This window comes from Kribbella polygonati, from assembly GCF_050320105.1.
In the GTDB taxonomy this organism is placed as follows: domain Bacteria; phylum Actinomycetota; class Actinomycetes; order Propionibacteriales; family Kribbellaceae; genus Kribbella.
Map to the genome: position 1 here is coordinate 981,026 of NZ_CP190129.1, position 21,928 is coordinate 1,002,953.

Here is a 21,928-nt window from a genome sequence, read left to right on the forward strand (position 1 = left end):
GGTGCGGACAGCCGCTGCGCGCTGTTAGCCTAAGCGACAATGGTTCATCAGGTGAACCCCGAGTTTCACGTGACGAAAGGCAGCCGCGGATGAGGCGGATAGCGATCAGCGGTCTCGGATCCATCGGCAGGCAGCACCTGGCCGCTTGCGCGGGGCTCGCGGACGTGCGGGTCGACCTGTTCGACCCGGATCCGGCGCTGCTCGAACGGGCGGACAGCCCGCTCGTCGACCGCCGTACGCGGGATTTCGCCGACCTGCTGGCGGCACGGCCTGACGCGGTCGTGCTGGCCGGCCCGGACCGCACGCACGTACCGCAACTGCTGGCGGCCCTGGACGCCGGCGCCAAGGTGCTGGTGGAGAAGCCGGTGGCCGAGTCGGCCGCGGTGGCCCGGACGGCGATGGAGCGGATCGCGGACCCGGGACGGGTGCTGGTGGGCTACGTACTGCGGCACCGGCCGGTCGTCCAGCGGCTGCGGACCTTGATCCACGACGGAGCGATCGGCCGCCCGAGCGCGGCGCAGGTGCTGCTCGGTGCGTACCACACGATCACCGTCGCGGCCTCCCGCTTCGCCCACCCCGAGCCGGATCGCCTCTACCGCGACTACTCCCACGAATGGGACTACCTGCGGCAGCTGTTCGGACCGATCGGCAGCGTGTCCGCCGTTGCGCGGACGACGGAGTACGCCGGCCACGTGGAGCACCCGAATCTGGTCGACGCCATGCTTCGCCACGACGAGGTCGTCTCGCACTGCCACATCGACTACGTGGACACTGTCGGCGCGCGGACGGTGCAGGTGATGGGTACGGCGGGATCCCTGTTTGCCGACCTGGCCGACGGCGACATCCGGCTCCGCCGGGGCGACGGGGTGACGTACGAGAGCCACGCCGCGTCCCCGGCGGACGGTCTGCTCGCGCAGCTGCGCCATCTGATGGAGATGGTCGAACGCGGGACGGCCCCGGTGGCGGGCTTCGCGGACGGCGTCGCGGCGCTGGAAGTGGCCGATGCGTTGCGGGCCTCGGCGGTCACCGGGGAGTGGGAAGGCGTACCCACTACCCGTTCTTCTGCACGGTGAAGTGGCAGGCGGACAGGGCACCCGAAGACGTGGGCTGCAGCTGGGGGCGTTCGGTGCGGCAGATGTCCTGAACCTCCGGGCAGCGGGTGACGAACGGGCAGCCGGCGGGGATCGCGGTGGGGGAGGGCAGGTCCCCGGACAGGAGCTGACGACGGCTGTGGTCGCGCAGCCGTGGGTCCTGGATCGGCACCGCGGACAACAGTGCCCGCGTGTACGGGTGCTGTGGCGCGGCGAAGATCGTTGCCGCCGGCCCGGTTTCGACGATGGTGCCGAGGTACATGACGGCGATCCGGTCCGAGATGTGCCTGACCACCCCGAGGTCGTGGGCGATGAAGACGTACCCGAGCCCGAGGTCGGACCGCAGCCGGTCCAGCAGGTTCACGACCTGCGCCTGCACCGACACGTCCAGCGCCGACACCGGCTCGTCGAGGATGAGCAGCTTCGGCTCGAGCGCGAGCGCCCGGGCGATCCCGATCCGCTGCCGCTGTCCGCCGGAGAACTCGTGCGGATAGCGGGACGCCACGTCCGGGCGCAGGCCGACGAGCTCGAGCAGCTCGAGAACCCGCGCGCGGCGGGCCGCCGGGTCGCCGACGCCGTGGATCTCCAGCGGCTCGCTGAGGATCTGCGCGACCGGCAGCCGGGCGGGCAGTGACGCGTACGGGTCCTGGAAGACGTACTGGATCCGCCGCCGGACCGGCCGCAGCTCGCGGCGGCTCATCGCCCCGATGTTCGCGCCCTCGAACTCCACCGTCCCGGCGGTCGGCGGATGGAAGCCCATCACCGTCCGGCCGACCGTCGACTTGCCGCATCCGGACTCGCCGACCAGTGCGAACGTCTCGCCGGCGTCGACGTGGAAGGACACCCCGTTGACCGCGTGCACGGTCTTCGGTGTGCGCAGGAATCCCTTGCCCACCTGGAAATGCCGCACGAGATCGGTGACGGTCAGCAGGCGATTATCCAACGCCCGCCCGGCCTTGGACGCCTCGGCCGCCGGTGCGCCGCTCATCCGGCCACCTCCTCGCTCTGTGTCAACTCGTCCTGGAAGTGGCACGCGGACCGGTGGCCCGTGGAGACCACCGTGAGTTCCGGTTGTACGAGGCAACGGTCACGTCCGGCGGCCAGGTCGCACCGGGGCGCGAACGCGCACCCGGACGGCAGTTGCCGGGGATCCGGCGGCGCGCCCGGAATGGCCGCCAGCGACGTACGCCGCTCGGCGGTGCCCGGCATCGAACGCAGCAAGCCCCGGGTGTACGGATGTCGGGAGGCGTGGAACAGGTCGTCCACGCCACTCGACTCGACCACGCGGCCGCCGTACATCACGACCACCTGGTCGGCCATCTCGGCGATCACGCCGAGGTCGTGGGTGATCAGTACGAGCGCGGTGCCGTGCTCGTCGGACAATCGCCGCAGCAGGTCCAGGATCTGCGCCTGCACGGTGACGTCGAGCGCCGTGGTCGGCTCGTCCGCGATCAGCAGCGACGGCCGGTTCGCGAGTGCCATCGCGATCATCGCGCGCTGCCGCATGCCGCCGGAGAACTGGTGCGGGTACTGGTCCTTGCGTTCCCGCGGCGCGGGGATGCCGACGTCGGTGAGCAACTCCACGATCCGGTCGGCGCGATCGCCCCGGCTCAGCTCGGTGGAGTGCCGCTTGAGCGTCTCGTCGATCTGCGCGCCGATCGTCATCACCGGGTTCAGCGCGGTCATCGGGTCCTGGAAGATCAGCCCGATGTCACGGCCGCGGACCCGTTGCAGCTCGCGCTCCTTCATCGTCAGCAGGTCCCGGCCGCGGAAGAGGGCCTGCCCGCGGACGGTGGCGGTCCGGGGCAGCAGGCCGAGTGCGGACATCACGGTCACGCTCTTGCCGGATCCCGACTCGCCGACGACGCCGAGCGTCCGGCCGGGAAGTACGTCGTACGTCGCGCCGTTGACCGCGCGCACGCGGCCGGACAGAGTCGCGAACTCGGTGACGATGTCCCGCAGCCGCAGGACGGGTTCGGTACTCATCGGGTCTGCCTCGGGTCGACGGCGTCCCGGAGGCCGTCGCCGACGAAGTTGACCGCCAGCACGGTCAGTGCGATCGCGATCCCGGGCGGCGCCCACATCCACGGCATCGACCCGAGGATCCGCAGTTGCTGGGCCTCGTTGATCATCCCGCCCCAGGTCGCCGTCGGCGGTGGTACGCCGAGGCCGAGGAAGGACAGCGCCGCCTCGGTCATGATGACCGTTGCCGTCAGCAACGTGAACGACACCGCGGCCTGCGGCAGCACCGCCGGGACCAGGTGCTTGCGGACGATCCGCCACGAGCTCGCGCCGAGGCCCTCGACCGCCTCGATCGAGTCCTGCTCACGCAGCGACAGCGTCAGGCCCCGGGTCAGCCGGAACGCCTGCGTCCACTGCATGAACCCGAGCGAACCGATCAGCAGCCAGAGGTTCGGCCCGAGGAACGCGGCCGCCACGATGATCACGATCAACGTGGGGAACGACTGGAACACCTCGGCGATCCGCGACAGCGCGGCCTCGATCCGGCCGCGGAGATACCCGGCGGTCACGCCCAGGCCGACGCCGATCACCGTGGCCAGCGCCGCGGCGACCAGCCCGATGGTGAGCGACACGCGGCCACCGGCGAGCAGCCGCGCGAGTACGTCCCGTCCGGCCGAGTCCGTGCCGAGCGGATGCCCGGCGCCGGGGGGCTGCCGGTACAGCAACGGGTCCACCGCGTTCGGGTCCGTCCGGTACAGCAGCGGCCCGAGCGCGGAGGCCAGCACCAGCACGGCCAGTACGACGAGACCCGCCATCGCGAGCCGGTGCGCACGGAACCGGCGCCACGCGAGCGCGCGCGGGCTGAAGCCGCGGGCAACCGGCAGGTCCTGCGCCGAAGCGTGCGTTGAAACAGTCATCATCGGATCTCCTGTCCTACAACCTGATCCGCGGGTCGACGATCGCGTAGAGCACATCCGCGATCAGATTGCACAGCACCACCAGAACCGCCACGAACATCACGAAGCCCATGATCGCGGGGTAGTCGCGGGCGCTGATCGAGTCGACGGCGAACCGTCCCATCCCGGGCCAGGCAAAGATCTGCTCGACCACCACGGCACCGCTGAACAGGGTCGGGATCTGCAGCGACACCACGGTGATCAGCGGGATCAGCGCGTTGTGCACCCCGTGCCGCCAGATCACCCGCGAGGTGGACAGTCCCTTCGACCGCGCGGTCACCATGAAGTCCCGGTCCAGTACGTCGAGCATGCTGGCCCGGCCCCAGCGCATGTACGCCGCCGCGCCGCTGACGCCGAGGATCGACGCCGGCAGGACCAGATGCCGCAGGCCGCTGAGTGCACCGCCGCCCGGGTCGTTCATCCCGGCGGTCGGCAGCCAGCCGAGCTTGACGCCGAAGAAGTACATGCCGATCAGCGACAGGAAGAAGACCGGGATCGACAATGCGACGAGACCCGCCGCAGACAGGACGTAGTCGACCACGGTGTTGCGCTTCATGGCCGCGAACAGCCCGGCGGCGATCCCGATCACCAACGAGACGAGCAGCGCGGTGAGCATCAGCGACGAACTGTTCTGCAGTCGTTCCAGCATGACCGCGGAGACCGGCCGCCCGCTGACCAGTGACCGCCCGAGGTTGCCCTGCAGCGCCTCGCCCAGCCAGACCAGGAACTGGACCGGGAGCGGCTTGTCGAGCCCCAGTTGGGCCCTGGCGGCGGCGACCGCCGCGTCCCGGTCAGGTCCCTGGAAGGACATCGGGTCGAAGTACATGTCGACCGGATTCCCCGGCGCGCTGCGCACCAGCGCGAACAGCAGCACGCTGATGCCCAGCAGGACCACGACGCTGAACATCAGCCGGCTGAGGACGTAGCGGAGCACTGTGGATCAGCCCTGGATCTTCCACTGCTCGGCGCTGGTCAGCATCAGGCCCGGGGAGACCGTGGCGTCGAACCCGGCGATCCGCTTGTTCAGGCCGTAGTTCGCGGTCGGGACATACAGCGGCAGGATCGGCACGTCGTCGTTGATGATGCTGTTCGCCTGCTGATAGGCCTGCTCGCGCTTGGCCTGCTCGGTGCTCGCCATCCCCTGGTCGAGCAGGTCGTCGAGCTTGTGGTTGCAGTAGCCGGTGATGTTGATCCCGGCCGGGGCGACCTGGTCACAGCGCAGCCGGACGTTGATCGCGGCGGGCTCGATCAGCGGGACCTGGTTCAGCATCGTGATCATCAGGTCGAAGTCGTTGTTCTTCACCACTTCGGTGACCTGGGCCGGCTGCAAGGGGGTGATCTGCGCCTTGATACCGACCGCCTGCAACTGCCCCTGGACGATCTGCATCACCGCGTCCCGGTCCGCCTGGCCCGGGTTGATGTCCAGCCGTACGACGGTGTCCGCCTTCCAGCCCGCCGCGGCCAGCAGTTGCTTCGCCTTGGCCGGGTCGTAGCCGTAGTGGACCAGGTTCGGCGGCTGCGCCCAGCCGGGCGCGAACAGGGCCGTGTCGACGACCTTCGCCTGGCCGGACAGGACCTTCTTCACGATCGAGTCCCGGTCGATCGCGTACAGGATCGCCTGCCGGACCCGCTTGTCGGCGAGCTTCCCGTTCTTCAGCGCGGTGTGCAGGGTCATCTCGCCGGAGCCCGGGCCCTGGGCGACGGTGATCTTGCCGTCAGCCTTCTGCGGCTCGACCTCGGCGGCGGGCAGCTGGGCGATGTCCACCTCACCGGTCTGCAGTTGCGCCAGCGCGGCGTCACCGGTCAGGTACTTCGTGACCAGCTTCGCGGCCGGCACCGGTGCCCAGAAGTGCGGGTTGGCGGCGAACTCGATGGTGTCGTCGTTGATCCACTGCGAGAACACGTACGGTCCGCTGCCGACCTTCGGGGTGTGGAACGCCTCGTTGCCCTTGAACTTGTCGTGCGCGATCGCGCCGTACACGTGCTCCGGCACGATGCCGACCTGCACCAGGTTCGCCAGGAAGCCGGCGTGCGGCTGGGCGAGCGTGATCACAACGGTCCGGTCGTCCGGCGTGGCGATGCCGGAGATCGTCTTCGCCGTACCGTCCTGGAACTCCTTGGCGCCCTTGATCGGCGCCATCGCGCCGGCCCAGACCGCGGCGGTCTTCGGATCGGCGGTGGCCGCCAGCGAGAACGCCACGTCCTTGGACGTGATCGGCTTGCCGTCGCTCCAGGTCGCCTTCCGCAGGTGGATGGTGTACTGCGTGGCGTCGGCGTTGACGTCCCACTTCTCGGCCACCCGGGGCACGTACTTGTCGCCGGTCACCGACAGCAGCGGCTGGAACTGCAGGAGCGAGACCTGCCCGTCGCCGCCGGTGAGCGCGGTGAACGGGCTGAACGCCGACGCCTGCAGGTACAGCTGGTAGGTGATCGTCCCGGCCTGGCCGGCGCCGGCCGACGAGCCCGTTGTCCCGCCGTTCGGGGCGCCCGCCTCGCTGCATCCCGCGACGGCGATCGCCAGGGCCGCGACGATCGTTGCCCATCGCAATCGTTTCGTGAACCGTGCCACGTCCGCCTCCTCGCTCACGCCTGTTTCATTAGATGAAACTGCTAGTTTCAGTAGGTTGAACCTTGGTTGACCGCCGGGTGGATGTCAAGAGATCGCGGCGGCCGCGGGCTCATTGCGCCGTGAAGCCGCCGTCCACGGGTAGCGTGACGCCGGTGATGTAGCCGCCGGCTTCCGATGCCAGCAGCAACAACGCGCCGGCGACATCGGTGCCGGAGGCCAGCCGGCGCAGCGGTGTCCGCGCCGCGTACGCCGCGCGGAACTCCGGCGGCGCGGTCCCGTCGTCGAGACCACCCGGGGCGAGGCAGTTGACCCGGATCCCGTCCGGGCCGAGGACGCAGGCCAGGTAGCGGGTCAGCCCGATCATGCCCGCCTTGTCGTAGGCGTAGTACGCCGGCATCGACATCGCGGTGCCGGCGTACAGCCGCAGGTCGGGACCGGTGATGCCGTAGATGGAACCGATGTTGACGATCGAGCCGCCGCCCCGGTCGCGCATCGTCCGGGCGACCCGCTGGGTGAGCAGGAACAGCCCGCGCCCGTTGACGTCCTGGGTCGCCGACCAGTCGTCCGCGGTGATCCCGTCGAGCCCGTGCCCCTGCCGGTGGACGGCGTTGTTGACCAGTACGTCGATCCGTCCGAGGTCCTGCTCGGTCCGGGTAGCGAACGCCTCGATGCTGTCCGGGTCCGCCTGGTCGAGCGCTGCCGCCCGGACGTCGCCGCTGCCGGACAGCTCGGCGGCGGCCGTTGTCGCCTTGCCGAGCGATCTGCTGGTCAGGACGACCGTCGCGCCGGCCGCCGCCAACGTCCGGCACAGGTGCGCGCCGTACAGCCCGGCACCGCCGGTGACGACCGCCACCTGTCCGTCCAGCCGGAACGTCGGCATCACGTCCGCTCCGCGGCACGCCGTACGACGGCCGCGACGGCTGCCGAGAACTCCGCGGTCGGTGTGGTGAGTGGCGGCGTACTTCGTGGTACCGGCAGGCCGAGTGCGGTTGCGGTGGCGCACTTGATCGCACCGATGGCGCGGGCCGGGAACCCGGAACCGGGGAGCTCGGCGGACAGGATGCCGAACAGCTCGAGGTAGCTGTCCTGCGCCGCCAGACTCTCCTTGTCGTTGCTCCCGGCGTGCTCCCACAGGGTCACCGCCGAGCCGGGCAGGATGTTCGCGAAGCCCGGGACGATCCCGTGGAAACCCGCCGCCAGTGCGGAGTCCAGCGTCAGCTCGCCGCCGGAGTACACCTTGGCCGCGGTGTCCGCCAGCGCCCGGCACAGCAACCGGCCGGACGCCAGATCGCCGGACGAGTCTTTGATCCCGGCAATGACGCCATCCCGGACGAGCCGTTCCTGGAGCGGTTGCGACAACGCCCGCGGCGTACGGACCGGCACGTTGTACGCGATCACCGGAACGTCGACCGCGGCGGCGACCGCGGCGAAGTGCTCGTACAGCTCGTCGTCGCTGCAGTCGAAGAACAAGGGCTGCAACGCCAGTACGGCGTTCGCTCCGGCGTCGACGCCGTCGCGGGCGGCCTGGACGGTGTCGAGCGTCCCGAGCCCGCCGGCGCCGGCCCACACCGGGACCCGCCCGGCGGCCGCGTCGGCCACTGTTCGCACCGTCGCCCGGCGGCCGTCGGCATCCAGGCTGCCGACCTCCCCGGTGGAGCCGATCGCGAGCAGCCCGTGCACGCCGGCCGCGATCTGGGCCTCGACGAGGACCTTCAGGTGGTCGGCCCGTGGCCGGGTGCCCGCCTCGTCGAGGAAGGTGACCAGCGGGGTGACCACGCCGTCCGGCAATACGTTCATCGGTCCGCTCCTTCGGTCGGGATGTGCGCGATCACGTCGACCTCGAACTTGAGGTCGCCGATACCCCCGGCGGTCGTGGTCCGGGCGGGGTAGGGCGTCCCGAAGTACCGCGGGTAGAGCTGGTTGAACTCGTCGCGGTCCTCCCAGCGGCCGAGGTAGCAGCGCACCTGGACGACGTCGTCCAGCGAGCCGCCGGCGCTGGCGAGGATCCGCTCGACGTTGCCCATCGCCCGGGCGAGCTCGCCGGCGAAGGTGTCGGTGACGATCTGTCCGGTGTCGTCGACCGAGGCCTGGCCGGACACGAAGACCAGGTCACCGGACCGGACGGCGGGGGAGAACGGCAGGTGCGACCGCGGTGTCGCGGCATCGATGACGGCGGTGCGTGGCATGGCTGTTGACCGATCCTTCAGTTCGGGTACGTCGTACCGGGCTCGTAGGGGTACATGGGGACCCGGCGATGCCGGTACGTCAGTTCGGTGACCGAGTTGCGGGTGACGCCGGGCGAGTCGACCACCACGACCTCCGGCGCGCAGGTCCGGGCGTAGCCCGCCCGAGGGCCGTTGACGCCCTTGGCGATATGCGCCCGGAGCCGGTCGGGGTCGATGCCGACGGCCCGGTACTGGGCGGGGGAGACGGGCTGGATCACCTTCGAGGTGAGGACCACCAGCGGTCCTTCGTCGGTGCGGATGCCGACCATTTCGCCGGCGTCGAAGAACCGGAACCCGCCGTGCGCGACATGCTCCTCCTCGTACGGTCCGTCGTGCCGCCCGACCAGGACGCCGGTCAGCCGGACCGGCGTACCGTCCTGTTCCGGGGACCGGCCGCCGGCCAGGACGTCGACCCGGCCGCCGGGCCCGACGCCCGCGAGGCTCCGTACGGCGTCCGGATCGTTCAGGGTGGTGCCGGCTCCGGTGACCCGGCGGCGCAGCGCCTCGGCCAGCAGGACCGTCGAGTCGCCGGGACCGCCGCCGCCGATGTTGTCCCCGACGTCGAGCACGAGCAGTGGCCGGTCGCCCTGGTGGCCGGCGATCACGGACATCGCGGTGGCGACCCCGATGCCGTTGCCCTGCAGGGATTTACGTTCGGCCCAGACCGCCTCGGCCAGGCGGCGCGCGGCGTCCGTGGCGCGGTCGCGATCGGCGTGCATCGCGATCACCGACATCCCCATCTGCCGCGTGTCGGCGTACGGGAAGCCTTCGAGAAGGCTCAGGTCCAGCAGACCTTGGCGGCTCTCGAGCTCGCGGGCTTTCGCGAGCAGGTCGGCCATCGGCTCCTCGCCGGTGTCCTGGCGGACGATGGTCACCACCAGCGGCAGCTGCTCGACGACGAGCGCCGGCCGGGTCCCCGAGCGGATCGCGTCGAGGACGAGCCGGCGGCACTTGGCGGCCTTCCGGCGCGCGTCGACGTGGGGATTGGTCTGGTACGCCGTCATCACGTCGACCGCGTCCACGAGCCGCTGATCGACGTTCGCGTGCATGTCCAGCGTCGTCCCGATGACGGCTTCCGGTCCGACGGCCTCGCGGACCCGTTCGGCGATCTCGGCGTCGGCGGCCGGGTGCCCCTCGGCGACCGCCGCACCGTGCAGGACTAGCAGCACGCCGTCGACGCGACCGGCCGCGGCGAGCTCGCCACACATCCGGTCGACCAGTACGTCGAACGCCTCGGCCGAGACCGGGCCGCGCGGCGTCACGTACGCGACCGGCAGCGGCAGCAGTTCGACATCGGCGCCGGCCGGTTCGAGGAAGCCGCCCGGCACTGCCTGCGACTCGCGGTAGTGGTCCACCAGTTCGGTGCCGGTGTGCAGCCCTCCGTCGAGATAGGCGGCGAGGCCGGCCAGTTGCGAGGAGAAGGTGTTTGCCTCGTGCAACAGCCCGGTCACGGCCAGGCGGATCATCCGACGTCCTGCAAGGTGCCGCGCGGCAGGCCGTTGGTGCCGACGGTCGCGGACACCGAGTCGGCGAACGCGTCGACGGTCGTGTCGACGTCGGCCTGGCTGTGCGCGGTCGACAGGTACCAGCGACCACCGGGGAGGGTGAAGAGGCCGCGGCGCAGCATCTCGACGGTCAGCACGTCGTACCACTGCTGGTCCCCGGCGAGGAACTGCGTGAACGTGTCGCAGCGGTCCAGGCCGGGGAGCACCTGGACGACCGGACCGACCTGGTTGACCGCGGCGGTCACGTCGTACCGCTCGAGCGCGGCCCGCATGCCGTCGGCCAGCCGGCGACCGTTGGTTTCGAAGGCCGGGTAGATGCCGGGCTCGGACAGCGCCTCGACCGTCGCTTTCACCGCGGCGAGTACGATCGGATTGCCGTTGTAGGTGCCGGCGTGGACGACGCCGTGCAGGGACTGATCGAGTACGGCGGCCCGCCCGGCCACCGCCGCTACCGGGTAGCCGCCGGCCAGGGCCTTCGCGAGGACGATCAGGTCGGGTTGTACGCCGTACAGCTCGGCCGCGCCGCCGCGGGCGACCCGGAAGCCGGTGATCACCTCGTCGAACACCAGGAGCGTCCCGGTCTCGTCGCACAGCGACCGCAGGCCGGCGAGGTAGCCGTCAGGGGGCGCGATCACGCCCGAGTTGCACAGCACCGGTTCGACGAACAAGGCCGCGACGTCCTGGGCCGGGTCGCGCAGAATCGTGCCGACCGCGTCGAGGTCGCCCCACGGCGCCAGGCTGACGTCGGACAACGCCGCGGGGTTCTGGCCTCGGGTACCGGCCCGGTCCAGCCGACCGTCGGCGTCCGGCCGGTAGCCGAGCAGGAAGGCGTCGGACCAGCCGTGGTAATGACCGGTCATCTTGACGAACCGGTTCCGTCCGGTCGCGGCGCGCGCGAGCCGCAGCGCGATCTGGTCCGCCTCCGATCCGGTGTTGGACCACAGCACCCGCTCCATCCCGGGCAGCGCGTCGAGGACGGCCTCGGCGGCCAGGTACTCGAGCTCGTGCCCGGCGCCGAACGTCGCGCCGTCCGGCAGCCGCCGGGTCACGGCCTCGGTCAGCCCAGGGTGGCCGTGGCCGAGTACGACCGGGCCCCAGCCCAGTACGTAGTCCAGGTAATCGTTGCCGTCGACATCGGTCAGGACCGGGCCACGGCCGCCGCGGAAGAACAGCGGATGTGGTCGCATGGACGCGCGCATCCCGGTCGAGACACCTCCGGGCAACGAGCTCTTCGCCCGGTCCCACAGGCGGGCGGAGGTGGGCCAGCTGTCGATCATTCGATGCACCATGGTTTCGTTCAATGAAATGAGCGTTCTGGTAGCTCGAACGCTAACCTGCTGTCGGCGAGGTGGTCAACGGTGCGTTCGATGCGCGTTGCGGAGTTGACCGCGCGCTCAGGGTGGTTCAGTATTCAAAACCAGCGATTCGCCAAGTGGAACCGAAGCAGGAGGTCGAGATCACCTCGCAGGTGCTGCTGCCCGTCGACGGTCCCCGTTGTGAGCTCGCCGAGAGCCCGCGCTGGGACGGCGTCGCATGGTGGTGGCTGGACGTGCCCGCCGGCGCGGTGTACCGGATGGTGCCCGGTGCGGCGGCCGAGCTGATGCTCAGGACCGGGCGTCGCGCGTCGTTCCTGGCGCCCCTTGGGCCGGGCAGGTTGGTGCTCGCCGAGGAGAACCGGTTGCAGCGGTTGCGGCTGGTCGGCGGCACGGTGCGCATCGAGCCGCGGATCCGGGTGCCGCTGCCCGCCGGATGGCTGCTGAACGACGGGTGCCTCGGCCCGGACGGCTCGATCTGGGTCGGCTCGGTCGCTCCGGCCGGTGCCGACGGGCGGCGCCCCGCGACCGGATCGCTGATCCGCGTCACCACGCACGGCGAGATCTCGGCGCCGGTCTCCGGGTTCGCGTTGTCCAACGGTCTCGGCTGGATCGACTCCAGGACCCTGCTGCACGCGGACAGCGGCACCGGTATCGTCTGGCGGCACCGGTTCGACACCGCGTTCGCAGCGATCGAGTCGAAGGAGTACCTGCGAATCCCTGCTCCGGAAGGCTTGCCGGACGGTCTCGCGATCGACTCCGCCGGCCTGATCTGGCTCGCGGTGTACGGTGCGGGCGAGGTCCGGGCGATCCGCGACGGCCGGACGGTCGCCCGGGTTCCGGTGCCGACCGCGCAAACCACGGCGGTCGCCGTCGGCGGCCTGGCCGGCGACGAACTGCTGGTCACCACCGCGCGCGAAGGGTACGACGACGTCCGGTCGGCGGCCGAGCCGCTGGCCGGCCGGATCTTTCACGGCACGGTCTCTACGATGAACGCATCGGAAGAAAGGGGTTGACGGCGATGGCAGCCACCACGAGCGAGTCCGCTTCGGCGTATCCGATCCGGAGCGTGGATCGGGTCTGCGACATCCTCGACGCGCTCGCCAACTCCGACGGCGGCGCCAGTCTCACCGAGGTGGCCGCGGCGACCTCCCTGCCGAAGAGTTCCGTCTTCCGGTACCTGAGCGCCCTGGAGGCCCGGCACTACGCGGAACGGGACGCCGAGGCGTCGACGTACCGGCTCGGGCCGGCGTTCCGGCCGCAGCACACCCGAGGTCTCGAGCGGCTCGTCGAGCTCGCGCGCCCGGTGCTGGAGCAACTGCGCGACGCGACCGGCGAGACGATCAACCTCGGCCTGCTGGACGGCACGATGATCGTGCACCGGCTGGTGATCGAGAGCCCGCACGCGATGCGGCTCGCGGCCCGCGTCGGCGAGCGCGGCCACGTGCATGCCACCGCGCTCGGCAAGGCGATCTGCGCGGAGCTCCCGGAGGGTCGGGTCCGGACCATCCTGCACGCGGCCGGCATGCCCCGGTTCACCGCGGAGACGATCGTCACCGAGGACGCGTACTTCACCGAGCTGGAACGCGTCCGCGAGCAGGGCTACGCCCTCGACGATCAGGAGAACCAGGACGAGGGGCGTTGCCTGGCGGTCACGATCCCGCGCCTGAGCTTCCCGGCCGGGCTGAGCCTGAGCGCGCCGATCAGCCGGTTCGAGTCGGACGACGTACCGGCCGTCGCCCGCCGCCTCCGCAAGGCTGCGGCGGGGCTCGGCAAGAAGCTCGCGGACTGACGGCACCGTGGCCGGTCCGCGTCACGCGGACCGGCCACCGGTCGCTACGTGAGGTCCGTTGCGGTCCCGACCGCGGTCAGGGCCGGCAGGCCCGCGCCGGTGTCCTGGACGATCAGTTCGTCGAGTGCTGCGTCCACCGCGGCGGCGCCGGACCAGCCGAGCAGCAGGAGATGGGTCACCACTTCGGCCGGCGCGAAGACCGGTACGGTGCCGCGGTTCTGGCCGTTGACGGTGACGGTCACGGACCGGGCGGGAAGGTCGACGCCGAGATCGATGGTGGCGTAGCTGTTCGCGGGCAGCGTGGTGGAAACCGGAAGCGGGCTGAGAGCCCGGGTGAAGGTCATGATGACGCGCTTGTCGTTGACGAAAGTGAACGCGGCGTCGGCCTTGGTCTGGGCGATCTTCACGTACCGCGTGCTGATCGTCGGTCCGGCCGCGGTGAAACTGCCGGCCGATCCGGTGACCGTCCAGCCGGCTGGCTGGGTCCAGTCGCCGTTGTTGGTGTCGGAGACCCAGACGGACAGGTCGGCCGCGGTGAGCCGGCTCGCGCCGTCCGGGTCGGCGATCTGGATCTCGCTGAGCTGGGCCGGCGTGCTGAACGAGGCACCGATACTGCGGCGGTTGTAGTCGAAGGCGATGTTTCCCTCGTACCCGAAGCCGCCGAGGTTGCCTGCCGCCGGGTTCACGTCGTTGTCCACATAGCCGATCGTCGACTCCCCGCGAGCGGCGGCCGCGGCGAGCAGCGCGCCGTCGGGGGTGATGCGCAGGACCTGGACCGTGCCGGTCGCCTGCGGCTCTCCGCCGAAACCTTCCTGGATCGCCAGGTCCAGGTGCGAACCGACAGCCGCCCAGCGGACCCGGAAGCGGATCCGGCCACGCCGGATCGCCGGGAACAGCCGGGACGCCCCGACGGTCGAGCCCGCCGGGCCTTGCAGCCGGAGCGCGCTGGACGCGCCGCGGGCGCCGTCGGTCAGCGTGAGCGACCCGGCGCCCGACACCCGCCACCAGCGGTCGTGTGCCAGCTCGGACCCTTGCCCGATCAGCGAGCTCACCGACGAGCGGAAGCCGAGGGTGTCCAGGGCTCCGTGGCTGTCGCGGAGGTACCGCACCTCGTCCTCGACGTACATCGTCTGCGGTCCGCCGTCGGGGAAGGTGAGGGTCCAGGTGCTCCAGCCGAAGAGCCTGTCCTCGCTGCCGATCCGGACCGAGTCGGCCTCCAACACCCGCATGTAGTAGTTGCTGGCGGATCCACCGGGCGGGGTGATGCCTGGAACCGACAATGCGGTCGCGCCGATCAGGTCGTGGTATCCGTTCCAGCTGGCGCCGCCGTCCTGGCTGTGCGCCATCGTCAGGTTGTTGCGCCAGTAGCTGGCCTGACCCTTCGAGTTGTGACCGGACCAGTTCAGCTGCAGGTCGCCCGGGCGGCCCGTGGAGAGTGCCGGCATCGTGTTGACCGACAGCACCTTGCTCTCCGTCAACGGCGACCACGTCAGCCCGGCGTCGGTCGACTGGCTGGTCATCATGTAGTAGCGGCCCTTGCCTTGGCCACGGGCCAGCAGCAGCACGGAGCCGTCGGCGCGGACGGCCAGCGTGGTCTCGCTGACGCCGACCTCGAAACCGCCGCCGGGGATGGTGAACTCGACCGGAACCTGCTGCCAGGACGTGCCACGGTTCGTGGAGCGGAAGATCGTCACCGCGAACGTTCCGTCGGAGGTGTACGGGTAGCTCACCGGGACGATCCAGGTGCCGCCCGGCGTACGGACCGGGTTGGCGTAGGTGAGCGACCAAGCGGCGTTCTGCCCGGCGGCGGGGGAGTAGGGCAGCAACTGCTGCACGCTCGTGAAGTTCGGCGACCCGTCGGCGGCGAACGTGCTCGCCTTGGCGACCCAGCAGGTGCAGTCCTTGTCCGCGGGATTCAGCCAGTTCGAGCCGGCCGACGTACGGAGGCGGTAGAACAGGAAGTGCAGCGAGCCGTCGACGGGGTCCACCAGGTAGCTTCCGGTGCTGTACCCGCACTGGGCGTTGGTGCCGACCGCGGTCCCCGGGACGAAGTCCGTGACGTCGCCGAACGTCCGGCCGCCGTCGTAGGAGTACCGCGCGCCGATACCGCCCTTGCCGGCACTGTCGTGCCAGCCGCCGGTGGACACGACGACGCCGGAGGCGAGGATCAACGGCCGCTGGTCGTTGCCCCAGGTCTTGCCGCCCGCCTGATGATCCAGCCGTTGCAGCGTCCGCTGTCCGTACTCGACCTGCAGCGCCGCCGCGTCCTGGTGTACGACGTCCCGCGCCGAGGGGTTGCCGGTGAGCGCCTGGATCGTGAGTTGCTGTCCGGCGTCGATCGACGGGATGCGCACGAACACACCGCCGGAATCGGCGTACGCGTGCAGGTAGTTCCCCAGGCTGTCCGCGAACCGGAGATCGGCGACATCGTTGCGCAGCTTGCCGGCCGCGACCAGCGCGCTGGTGCCGAGCTGGGCGTTCGTGATGTAGACCGCACGGTCCTTGAGGGTCGCGGCAGTCGGGTTCTTGACCGTCACCGGCACGCTGGTCGTCCAGCTACCGGTGCCGCCGGCAACGAGTGCGGGCATCGGCAGCCGGTACGCCGTGAGCCCGGTCTGCAGGTCGTTCAGGATGAAGGTGCTGCGGGCGACGTCGGTGAACTCGCGGTGGCAGTGCACCTTCAGGTACCGGCGCGACTGTTCCGGGAACACGAACCACACCTGGTCGCCCAGGTCGACCACCTGTACGTCGGTGACCTTCGTCCAGGTGGCGTTGTCGGTGCTGGTGTAGATCGACCAGTCGCGCTGGTTCAGGCCGTGGAGGCCGCGGGAGGCGGTCAGCGCCAGCGCGTTCACCTGGCTTGTGCCGACATCGATGCCGATGCTGCGGTAGTCGTAGTCGGCGGCGTACGCGACGTGCACGCCCCACTCGGCGAGCGGGCCGGTCGTCGGGTTCAGGTTGTGGTTCTGGAAGCCGATCGGCCCGGTGACCGGGACGGCGGGCTCGGTCGCCGCGGCGCAGCGCCGGCGGGCGGCACCGGCCGGGGTGGCCAGCAGGGCGGAGGCGGCGCCGGAACCGGCGACCATCAGAAAACCGCGGCGGGTGAAGGGCATCACTGGGCTCCTCGCGGACGGGGCGGGCGGGTGATTGCGTTTCGCTCACTGAAACAGCAGTTTCGATGCGCTGGCCAGACCTTAAGTTGGCGCCCAGTCCGCGTCAACGGCTCACGCGATCATTGACCGCGCCCGCGGGACCCGGCTAGCGTTTCGTATGTCAGTACCCGGGTTTCATTAGCTGGAATCGAAGGGAACTCCTCCGACCATGACGACACAGTCGCCGGCGGATGCCGTCCGGCTGCGGGACCGGGGATTCGCGGACTTCCGCGCGGGAACCCCGGGGAACGCCGGCCAGAACCTCTACGTCTCGGCAGCCGGTGTCCTGCAGCGGATCCACTACAGCTCGGTCACCGGGAGCGGCTATGTCGACCTGCCGTTCGCCAACTCCCACGACGACTCCCCGAAGGTGCCGATCGACGTGTACGCGGACGTTCCCGGCGAGCCGCTGCGGCTGCCGACGTACGGCGCGATGGCGGGCGCCGCCGCGGACCTCACCGGCAACGGGTACGACGATCTCGTGGTGGCGAACCAGTACGACGGCTGCGGCAACGAGGTGCCGGGCCAGATCTACTACGGCGGACCGGCCGGCTACTCGCTGAACGCGGTCGCCGAACTGTGGGCACCGGACGCGCGCGACGTCGCCGTCGGGCGCTTCGACGGCGGGCGTCCCGCGATCGTGTTCGTGAGCCGCGGGACGCTGCGACTCTTCCCGCAGGATGAGGACGGATTCGTCGCGGACCGGTACGCCGATCTCCCGTACGGCGTCGAGATCCAGGCGATCACCACCGCCGACCTGGACGGCGACGGGTACGACGAGCTCGTCACGCGTGGCACCGACGGGATCGTCCGGGTGCTGTGGGGTGACCGCGTGGAGCCGCTGTCGTGGGACCGGCACACCGCGTTGCCCGTCGCGCTGACGGGCACCATCGAGGCGACCGTCGGTGTTGACGCCGCGGGCTCGGGCGCCGCCGAGGTCGGTGCTGACGGCAACGTTCTGGACCCGGTGGCGTACAGCCGTTCGGTGGGGTCGATCCACGCTGAGGATGCCCCGACCGCACCGCGGCTGAAGGTGGTCGACTGGCGCGGGCAGTCCGCACTGTTCTGCCCGCGGGACGACCACACCGTGCTGCTGGGATTCACCGCGGACCGGGAGCCGGTCGACTTGCTGTCCGTGGCAACCGGGCCGGCGCAGTCGGTGGACGTCGCGGACCTCACGGGTACCGGGACCGTCGACCTGATCGTGCTGGATCGGCACCCGGGCGAATCGGCCGACGGGCAACGCTGCACTGTGTACTGGGACGCCGTACCCGATCGGCACAGTGCGGTTGACGTGGACCGGGCCGTCGACGTGCTCGCGGTGGATGTCGCCGGACGGACCGGCATCGTGGTCTGCCAGGGCGCGGGCGAGCGGGACTATACCCACGAGAGCCTGATCCTGCGGACACACGACGGCGTCCTCGAACGTGCGGAGACGTTCGTGACGCACTGCGCGACCGGCATCCTCCCGTTGCGCGGTCCGTCGGGTCCGCCCCGGCTCGCGGTCGTCAACCACAAGGCGAACAGTCGATTCGGCGACGTCGCGACGTACATCTATCTCGGCGGCCCAGGCGGGTACGACGCCGCCCGACGGCTCGAGCTGCGCGGATGGGCGGCCACCGAGATGCGGTACGTCGACCTCACCGACTCGGGACGTCCGGACGTGTACCTGTCCAACTCCAACGAGAACGACCTCGACCGGCCGCACGGCTCGTTCATCTACTACGCGACCGAGAACGGTGTCGACCCGGAGCGCCGCACCGAGCTCGGCACCACCCGGAACATGTCCACGGTGATCGCGGACCTGAACCGGAACGGATACCTGGACCTGATCACCGCCGGCTTCTCCCGGGACCGGCTGCAGATCTTCCCGGGCGGTCCCGACGGGTTCGGCGAGCCGGTCGACGTACCGCTGGTGATCGACGGCGTCACGTACCAGCAGGCGCGGTTCATGTCGATCGGCGACCTGACCGGAGACGGGTACCTCGACCTGGTGGTCCCGGAGCTCGGTCCGTCCGGGGGAGTGATCCTGCTGTGGGGCGGCCCGGACGGGTTCTCGGGCGAGCGCGCGACCGTACTGCGGTGTGGGAAGGCGGTGTCGAGCCGGATCGCGGACCTCACCGGCGACGGGTGGCCGGACCTGGTCATCGGCGGCTACCAGGGCAACGATCCCGGCGACCGGTATCGCGCGTCCGTCTTCGTCTACTGGGGTTCCGAGCACGGCTACAGCGATGCGCGCCGGTCGCAGCTGCCCGCGTCGTTCCCCGCCGACGTCGCGGTCGCCGACCTGAACGGCGACGGCCGGCTGGACATCGCGGTCGCCTGCTACAGCGGCCACCGCACCCGCGACATCGACTCGTACATCTACTGGGCGGATGCGGACGGGTTCGCACCGGGACGGCGTACCCGGCTCTTCCAGCATTCCGCGTGTGGGTTGCTCGCGGCCGACTTCACCGAATCCGGCCGGATGGACCTCGCGGTCGCGAACCACAAGACGGACGGGAATCACCCGGGCGAGTCGACGATCTGGTTCGGGGGCGGCGAGTTCGCCGAGCATCGGACCCAGGCGCTGCCGACCCGCGGCCCGCACGGGATCTTCCACGCCGACCTCGGCAACGTGCTGGACCGCGGCATGGCCGAACACTTCACGTCCCGGGTCCATCAGATCCCGGCCGGCGGGCGGCTGGTGGCGGTCGAGTGGGAGGGACGGGTCCCGCGCAAGACCTGGGTCACTGCCCAGGTCAGGTCCGCCGATGACGAGGCGGCGCTCGGGACGGCGCCGTGGACCGGTCCGGACGGTTCGGCGGACACCCACTTCACCGACGACTCGCCCTGCGACCTGCCCCTCGGCCGGTTCGCGCAGTACCGCCTGACCCTGGGCGCGGTGAACGCGGTGGCAACTCCCCGGATCACTTCCGTAGCACTGGTCGTCACCGCATGACGGCCGCTGCGCTGCTGCACCGATCCGGCCCACTGACCTGGGCGTTCGCGGGTGACAGCGTGACGCAAGGCGCGCGGCACACGAACGGGTGGCGCGACTACACCGAGCTCTTCGCCGAACGCTGGCGCTGGGAACTCGGGCGCCGCCGCGACCTCGTGATCAACACCGGCGTCTCCGACCGCCGGATCGGCGATCTCGCCGGCGACCTCGACCACTGTGTGCTCCGGCACCGGCCCGAAGTGGTGGTGCTGATGTTCGGGCTCAACGATGCGAGGCTCGGAGCGGACGGTCTGACGTCGTTCGCCGATGGGTACGGCGAGGTGCTGCGACGGCTGGCCGAGGAGTCCGGCGCCGTCCTGGTGCTGCAGACGCCGAACCAGGTGGCGCGGTACGACGAACCTCGCCGTACCGTCCTGCCCGAGTACGCCGCGGTCGTCCGCGAGCAGGCCGATCGGTTCGGCGCGGTGCTCGTGGACCACCATCGGGTCTGGACCGAGGCGGGGGAGCGGACGGAGTACTGGATCTCGGAGGGCTGCCATCCGAACGAGTACGGGCATCGGGTGCTGGCCTCGGAGTTGTGCCGGAGCTTGGGGATCGACGCGCCCGAGTCCTCCCTCGGTCGGTCGTACCTGCCGTGAGCTGCTAGCGGCGGCGGTGGTCGACCAGGTGGGGCTGGACGGCGTGGGCGACTTTTTCGAAGGTGGTCAGCGAGCGGTCGAAGTTTTGGTTGGCTACGGCAACGAAGATCAGGTCGACCAGGAACAGCTGGGAGTGCCGGGCGGCGAGGGCCTGGGAGCGGAACAGTGAGCCCTCGTTGACGGCGGTCAGCAGGCAGTGGTCGGCGGCGGTGGCCAGTGGGCTGTCGGTCGAGTTGGTGATGGCGACCGTGACGGCTCCGGAGGCGGCCGCGGTCCGCAGGACCTGGACGGCTTCGTGGGTGCGGCCGCTGTGGGAGAAGGCGACCAGGACGTCGCCCGGTGCGAGCGCGGCGGCGGCGCCGAGGCCGTCGTGGACGTCGGACCAGGACCAGGCGGGCAGGCCGATCACGTTCAGCCGGTGCCGCATCTCGGCGGCGGCCAGTGAGCTGCCGGAGACGCCGTACAGGTGGATGCGGCGGGCGGCCGCGAGGGCGTCGACGACCGCGGCGAGGGTCTCGCGGTCGAGCTGGTCGACGGTCTGCTGGATGGCGAGCATGTCGCCGCCGGCGATCACCGCCGCGGTCCGTTCGAGGGAGTCGCCGGGCTGGACCTCGGAGCCGATGGCCTGCTGCCAGTTGGCCTGTTCGGCGCGGCCGTTGTCGGTCGCGATGGCGACCTTCAGTTCGGCGTAGCCGGTGTACCCGAGCCGGCGGCAGAACCGGTTCACGGTCGCCGGGGAGGTGTGACTGAGGTCGGCCAGTTCGTTGATCGTCGAGCCGACCGCACCGGCCGGGTCGGACACGATGTACGACGCGATCCGGCGCATCCCCTCGGGCAGGTCGTCGGCGGTGGTGGCCAGTTGGGACAGAACGCTCACGTCGTCATCGTGGCGCTCGATGAGACGGTCCGTCAAGCGGGGTGAGTGAAAATTTTCGCTCATGATCTTGACACCATCCTCCAGAGATGAATGATTCTGTCTCAACCCCACGAGCTCAACGACCCCTCCAGGAGGTGCCGGAGTGCAACTGTCATCTGGCGGTACGGCGTACCTGTCGGCGATCCAGGAACTGCTGCCGGCCGTTGCCGAGCGCAACCGGACGGCGATCGCCGCGGCGGCCGGGCTGATCGCGGACGCGGTCGGTGCCGGTGGTGTCGTCCAGGCGTTCGGGACCGGGCATTCGGAGGCGTTCGCGATGGAGGTCGCGGGGCGTGCGGGTGGTTTGGTGCCGACCAACCGGTTGACGTTGCGCGACCCGGTCCTGCTCGGCGCGGAACCGCCCGAGTTCCTCAAGGACCCCGCGCTGGAACGGGATCCGGGCGTGATCGCCAGGCTGCTCGAGCTGGCCCCGCTGCAGCCCGGGGACCTGTTCATGATCGCGTCCAACTCCGGCGTGAACGGCGCGGTCGTGGAGCTCGCGCTACGCGTCCGGGAGCGCGGTCATCCGGTCATCGCGGTGACGTCGATCGAGCACACTACCGCGGTCACCCCGAAGCATCCCAGCGGCCGGCGGCTGGCCGAGATCGCGGACGTCGTCCTGGACAACGGGGCGCCGTACGGCGACGCGGTGCTGCCGCTGCCCGGCGGCGGGTCGATGAGCGGCGTCTCGTCGATCACCTCGGCGCTGCTGGCCCAGATGGCCGTCGCGGACGCGGTGCGGGTGCTGATCGACCGTTCCGTCGTACCGCCGGTCTACCTGTCCGCGAACGTTCCCGGCGGCGACGAGCACAACGCCGTCCTCGAGGCCCGCTACCCGGGCCGGCTGCGCCGGATTCCCTGAGCCGGA

At 70.5% G+C, this 21,928-nt stretch carries 18 protein-coding genes; 6 read left to right on the top strand and 12 right to left on the bottom strand.

Annotated features, from left to right (window positions below; genetic code table 11):
- The first annotated feature begins 89 nt into the window (after nt 1-89).
- The gene (locus ACQHIV_RS04700; protein WP_427892013.1) at nt 90-1,073 is read left to right on the top strand and encodes a Gfo/Idh/MocA family protein; all 984 of its coding nucleotides are present in this window, start codon (nt 90-92) and stop codon (nt 1,071-1,073) included.
- On the opposite strand, the gene ACQHIV_RS04705 is transcribed toward ACQHIV_RS04700, so the two are convergent.
- The 10 genes from ACQHIV_RS04705 to ACQHIV_RS04750 all read right to left on the bottom strand — a co-directional run bounded on the left by ACQHIV_RS04705 (nt 1,051) and on the right by ACQHIV_RS04750 (nt 11,585).
- The gene (locus ACQHIV_RS04705; protein ID WP_427892015.1) at nt 1,051-2,079 is read right to left on the bottom strand and encodes an ABC transporter ATP-binding protein; all 1,029 of its coding nucleotides are present in this window, start codon (nt 2,077-2,079) and stop codon (nt 1,051-1,053) included. The two genes, ACQHIV_RS04700 and ACQHIV_RS04705, sit on opposite strands and share 23 nt — an antisense overlap.
- On the bottom strand, nt 2,076-3,077 hold the full coding sequence (locus tag ACQHIV_RS04710) for an ABC transporter ATP-binding protein (protein ID WP_427892017.1): 1,002 nt from the start codon (nt 3,075-3,077) through the stop codon (nt 2,076-2,078). The genes ACQHIV_RS04705 and ACQHIV_RS04710 overlap by 4 nt, the downstream gene beginning before the upstream one ends.
- Entirely contained in the window at nt 3,074-3,973 is a 900-nt protein-coding gene (locus ACQHIV_RS04715) for an ABC transporter permease (protein ID WP_427892019.1), read from the bottom strand. The genes ACQHIV_RS04710 and ACQHIV_RS04715 overlap by 4 nt, the downstream gene beginning before the upstream one ends.
- Before the next feature lie 13 nt (nt 3,974-3,986).
- On the bottom strand, nt 3,987-4,943 hold the full coding sequence (locus tag ACQHIV_RS04720) for an ABC transporter permease (protein WP_427892021.1): 957 nt from the start codon (nt 4,941-4,943) through the stop codon (nt 3,987-3,989).
- Nucleotides 4,944-4,949: 6 nt separating this feature from the next.
- Nucleotides 4,950-6,578, bottom strand: coding sequence for an ABC transporter substrate-binding protein (locus tag ACQHIV_RS04725; RefSeq protein ID WP_427892023.1), 1,629 nt, complete (start codon nt 6,576-6,578; stop codon nt 4,950-4,952).
- Nucleotides 6,579-6,687: 109 nt separating this feature from the next.
- Nucleotides 6,688-7,458 (bottom strand): SDR family NAD(P)-dependent oxidoreductase, encoded by a 771-nt coding sequence (locus ACQHIV_RS04730; protein ID WP_427896403.1) that lies wholly within the window; start codon nt 7,456-7,458, stop codon nt 6,688-6,690.
- A complete protein-coding gene (locus ACQHIV_RS04735) occupies nt 7,458-8,375 on the bottom strand; it encodes a dihydrodipicolinate synthase family protein (protein WP_427892024.1) in 918 nt (305 codons plus the stop codon). Before ACQHIV_RS04735 ends, ACQHIV_RS04730 begins: the two co-directional genes overlap by 1 nt.
- On the bottom strand, nt 8,372-8,764 hold the full coding sequence (locus ACQHIV_RS04740; protein WP_427892026.1) for a RidA family protein: 393 nt from the start codon (nt 8,762-8,764) through the stop codon (nt 8,372-8,374). The genes ACQHIV_RS04735 and ACQHIV_RS04740 overlap by 4 nt, the downstream gene beginning before the upstream one ends.
- A 17-nt stretch (nt 8,765-8,781) precedes the next feature.
- On the bottom strand, nt 8,782-10,269 hold the full coding sequence (locus ACQHIV_RS04745; RefSeq protein WP_427892028.1) for a M81 family metallopeptidase: 1,488 nt from the start codon (nt 10,267-10,269) through the stop codon (nt 8,782-8,784).
- The gene (locus ACQHIV_RS04750) at nt 10,266-11,585 is read right to left on the bottom strand and encodes an aspartate aminotransferase family protein (protein ID WP_427892030.1); all 1,320 of its coding nucleotides are present in this window, start codon (nt 11,583-11,585) and stop codon (nt 10,266-10,268) included. The genes ACQHIV_RS04745 and ACQHIV_RS04750 overlap by 4 nt, the downstream gene beginning before the upstream one ends.
- 155 nt (nt 11,586-11,740) lie before the next feature.
- Between ACQHIV_RS04750 and ACQHIV_RS04755 the strand changes: the two genes are divergently transcribed.
- Together ACQHIV_RS04755 and ACQHIV_RS04760 are read left to right on the top strand one after the other, a co-directional pair.
- Nucleotides 11,741-12,637 (top strand): SMP-30/gluconolactonase/LRE family protein, encoded by an 897-nt coding sequence (locus tag ACQHIV_RS04755; protein ID WP_427892032.1) that lies wholly within the window; start codon nt 11,741-11,743, stop codon nt 12,635-12,637.
- Between the two features lie 5 nt (nt 12,638-12,642).
- Complete coding sequence (locus ACQHIV_RS04760) at nt 12,643-13,413, top strand: IclR family transcriptional regulator (protein WP_427892034.1); 771 nt, start codon at nt 12,643-12,645, stop codon at nt 13,411-13,413.
- 44 nt (nt 13,414-13,457) lie between these two features.
- Here ACQHIV_RS04760 and ACQHIV_RS04765 read toward each other — a convergent pair whose 3' ends face one another.
- On the bottom strand, nt 13,458-16,526 hold the full coding sequence (locus ACQHIV_RS04765; protein WP_427892036.1) for an exo-alpha-sialidase: 3,069 nt from the start codon (nt 16,524-16,526) through the stop codon (nt 13,458-13,460).
- A gap of 208 nt (nt 16,527-16,734) precedes the next feature.
- Here ACQHIV_RS04765 and ACQHIV_RS04770 point away from each other — a divergent pair, with 208 nt between their 5' ends.
- Both ACQHIV_RS04770 and ACQHIV_RS04775 read left to right on the top strand, forming a co-directional pair.
- A complete protein-coding gene (locus tag ACQHIV_RS04770) occupies nt 16,735-19,506 on the top strand; it encodes an FG-GAP-like repeat-containing protein (RefSeq protein ID WP_427892038.1) in 2,772 nt (923 codons plus the stop codon).
- The gene (locus tag ACQHIV_RS04775; RefSeq protein WP_427892040.1) at nt 19,503-20,144 is read left to right on the top strand and encodes an SGNH/GDSL hydrolase family protein; all 642 of its coding nucleotides are present in this window, start codon (nt 19,503-19,505) and stop codon (nt 20,142-20,144) included. Before ACQHIV_RS04770 ends, ACQHIV_RS04775 begins: the two co-directional genes overlap by 4 nt.
- Before the next feature lie 4 nt (nt 20,145-20,148).
- Here the strand turns inward: ACQHIV_RS04775 and ACQHIV_RS04780 are convergent, their stop codons facing one another.
- Nucleotides 20,149-21,021, bottom strand: coding sequence for a MurR/RpiR family transcriptional regulator (locus ACQHIV_RS04780; protein ID WP_427892042.1), 873 nt, complete (start codon nt 21,019-21,021; stop codon nt 20,149-20,151).
- A gap of 142 nt (nt 21,022-21,163) precedes the next feature.
- On the opposite strand from ACQHIV_RS04780, the gene ACQHIV_RS04785 reads away from it, so the two are divergent.
- Complete coding sequence (locus tag ACQHIV_RS04785; RefSeq protein WP_427892043.1) at nt 21,164-21,922, top strand: sugar isomerase domain-containing protein; 759 nt, start codon at nt 21,164-21,166, stop codon at nt 21,920-21,922.
- Nucleotides 21,923-21,928: the final 6 nt, after the last annotated feature.

What these genes read in the sequence shown, in the direction of transcription:
- ACQHIV_RS04700 (WP_427892013.1), top strand. Translation starts at nt 90, where the DNA reads ATGAGGCGGATAGCGATCAGCGGTCTCGGATCCATCGGCAGGCAGCAC.
- ACQHIV_RS04705 (WP_427892015.1), bottom strand. Translation starts at nt 2,079, where the DNA reads ATGAGCGGCGCACCGGCGGCCGAGGCGTCCAAGGCCGGGCGGGCGTTG.
- ACQHIV_RS04710 (WP_427892017.1), bottom strand. Translation starts at nt 3,077, where the DNA reads ATGAGTACCGAACCCGTCCTGCGGCTGCGGGACATCGTCACCGAGTTC.
- ACQHIV_RS04715 (WP_427892019.1), bottom strand. Translation starts at nt 3,973, where the DNA reads ATGATGACTGTTTCAACGCACGCTTCGGCGCAGGACCTGCCGGTTGCC.
- ACQHIV_RS04730 (WP_427896403.1), bottom strand. Translation starts at nt 7,458, where the DNA reads ATGCCGACGTTCCGGCTGGACGGACAGGTGGCGGTCGTCACCGGCGGT.
- ACQHIV_RS04735 (WP_427892024.1), bottom strand. Translation starts at nt 8,375, where the DNA reads ATGAACGTATTGCCGGACGGCGTGGTCACCCCGCTGGTCACCTTCCTC.
- ACQHIV_RS04740 (WP_427892026.1), bottom strand. Translation starts at nt 8,764, where the DNA reads ATGCCACGCACCGCCGTCATCGATGCCGCGACACCGCGGTCGCACCTG.
- ACQHIV_RS04745 (WP_427892028.1), bottom strand. Translation starts at nt 10,269, where the DNA reads ATGATCCGCCTGGCCGTGACCGGGCTGTTGCACGAGGCAAACACCTTC.
- ACQHIV_RS04750 (WP_427892030.1), bottom strand. Translation starts at nt 11,585, where the DNA reads ATGATCGACAGCTGGCCCACCTCCGCCCGCCTGTGGGACCGGGCGAAG.
- ACQHIV_RS04760 (WP_427892034.1), top strand. Translation starts at nt 12,643, where the DNA reads ATGGCAGCCACCACGAGCGAGTCCGCTTCGGCGTATCCGATCCGGAGC.
- ACQHIV_RS04765 (WP_427892036.1), bottom strand. Translation starts at nt 16,526, where the DNA reads ATGCCCTTCACCCGCCGCGGTTTTCTGATGGTCGCCGGTTCCGGCGCC.
- ACQHIV_RS04770 (WP_427892038.1), top strand. Translation starts at nt 16,735, where the DNA reads ATGACGACACAGTCGCCGGCGGATGCCGTCCGGCTGCGGGACCGGGGA.
- ACQHIV_RS04775 (WP_427892040.1), top strand. Translation starts at nt 19,503, where the DNA reads ATGACGGCCGCTGCGCTGCTGCACCGATCCGGCCCACTGACCTGGGCG.